Source organism: Vibrio sp. D404a (assembly GCF_030248535.1).
Taxonomy (GTDB): Bacteria; Pseudomonadota; Gammaproteobacteria; order Enterobacterales; family Vibrionaceae; genus Vibrio.
Map to the genome: position 1 here is coordinate 1 of NZ_JAHGAJ010000063.1, position 1,703 is coordinate 1,703.

3 protein-coding genes are annotated in these 1,703 nt (G+C 43.3%); 2 read left to right on the forward strand and 1 reads right to left on the reverse strand.

Annotated features, from left to right (window positions below):
• The first annotated feature begins 141 nt into the window (after positions 1-141).
• Entirely contained in the window at positions 142-546 is a 405-nt protein-coding gene (locus tag KI655_RS24065; RefSeq protein WP_285409215.1) for a hypothetical protein, read from the forward strand.
• Between the two features lie 176 nt (positions 547-722).
• Positions 723-968 carry a hypothetical protein gene (locus KI655_RS24070; protein ID WP_285409216.1) on the forward strand — a complete coding sequence of 82 codons (246 nt, stop codon included), beginning with the start codon at positions 723-725 and terminating at the stop codon, positions 966-968.
• Positions 969-1,105: 137 nt separating this feature from the next.
• On the opposite strand, the gene KI655_RS24075 is transcribed toward KI655_RS24070, so the two are convergent.
• On the reverse strand, positions 1,106-1,703 hold a 598-nt coding region (locus KI655_RS24075), incomplete at its 5' end, for an IS4 family transposase (RefSeq protein WP_285409218.1).

Here is a 1,703-nt window from a genome sequence, read left to right on the forward strand (position 1 = left end):
GCTTATTATCCATACAAACTGTTCAAGAGGGATTCGCAACGCGTGGCATTTTTACTATGCGTTGGTTTTAGTGATTAAGGTGGTTTGCAGATGCATCGGAATTGCGTTGCTCACCCCTTAACAGGGCGTTAGAAGACTACGATGATATACGAACCCAAGGTGGTAATAATTAAGTCACCATATAAATCTGATCGCAGTACAATAGTTGATGAAGTCAAGCTGTCAGATAACGGCTTAGACATTATTGTTGAGTCAAAGGATTGGAGAGTCAAAGTTAACTTTGATGCTACATGGGGCTTTCGAGTTCTTGATGAAGGTGACCTAGGTGAGTTTTGGTCTAAGTGCAATTTAACCCAAGGTTGGTGTTTCGAAGTATTAGAAGGCGGCTGGAACTCTCTAGAGAAAACACGAGATCACTACGTAACAGGTAAACTCAATGAACCACACGAATACCTCATTATCGGCTTAAATGAGTGTGTGTCAGTTCTAGCCCATGAACCTCCTGTAATTACTGAGCTAGCGTCTTCTAACAAGTCGTTAAAGTAGGACAAATAACAGTTGGCTGTTTGCTCCTTCGTCGCTTATTTTAGCCAACAATTATTTGCCTTTTAACGAGGCGTTATGTATCTCTATTACATGGAGTAATTAATTTGAGTTGGAATCTTACTATCTGGCGGTGGAGGTCAGATCTAGACACGATGGCTAAGCGGCGGAAGTTCAAAATGGGAACAATCGCAGCGGAGTTGCTAAATACTGGCTGTCACAATGCTGTAGGTAAATGTGACTTTAGTGAGTTTCTAGAAGAAATACATGACCTTTTCGGGCTAGGTGAGTTGGAGCGTCCATTTGTTCTTGAACATTATAGAGACTACATCGTGTTTAATTATAGCTCAGATGTAAGGTTTACTCTTGTGCCTCAATTAGGGGCTATTGCGCAAAAACACGGTTTGAATGCTGTCGAAGGATAATACATAAACAAAGCATTTAAGACGGATTCCCAACGCTCGACATTTTGGGTTTACTTTGAATATAGTGTTTACGGTACAATGCTTTAAGTGCAGTGGTCTGCGTTGCTCACCACTTAATGCGGCGCTGGCGGATCCCCTCATAATTCTCCCAACCCACAAGTATGCGTTAGGCGTTGATATTCCAGCATTGCCCAGTAATATTGGGACTCTTGTATTCGATATCTCCGATGACACCGTACTTCCTTACCAAGCCTAGGAATGGAGAGCACCCGACGATGCTTGATGGTGTTGGCTTGAAAGTCATAATGCCATTTGGCTTGCATGGCGATTAAGCCATTCCACCACATGATGATTTCGGCCATCAATGCCATAAGTAACAAGATATCGATACGTTTGGTGCAACGAGTTCGGTTATGGCTAAGTGCCAACCCGTAGGCTGGGCTTTTTAGATCTCGGAATGACTCTTCAATTTGCATTCTTTTGGCGTACAAACGGGTTACTTTAATGCCGTTAAGTACATGGTTGGGGATATTAGTGACCAGAAGCCAAGGCTCTTTTGCTCCTTTATGGAACACTTGTCCTGCCGAGTGTTTCTGGCACGTTCGACTGTGCAGATGGGCTTTTCTGCCTTTAGGGTGACTCTTGTATAAGTAAGCAAAGCACTTAAGCGGTGAGCGCTTAGCCAGTTGGCTTTCCCCTAAAAACTGCGGCTTATCTGTTGCTTGAGGGTAAAAC

What these genes read in the sequence shown, in the direction of transcription:
- KI655_RS24065 (WP_285409215.1), top strand. Translation starts at nt 142, where the DNA reads ATGATATACGAACCCAAGGTGGTAATAATTAAGTCACCATATAAATCT.
- KI655_RS24070 (WP_285409216.1), top strand. Translation starts at nt 723, where the DNA reads ATGGGAACAATCGCAGCGGAGTTGCTAAATACTGGCTGTCACAATGCT.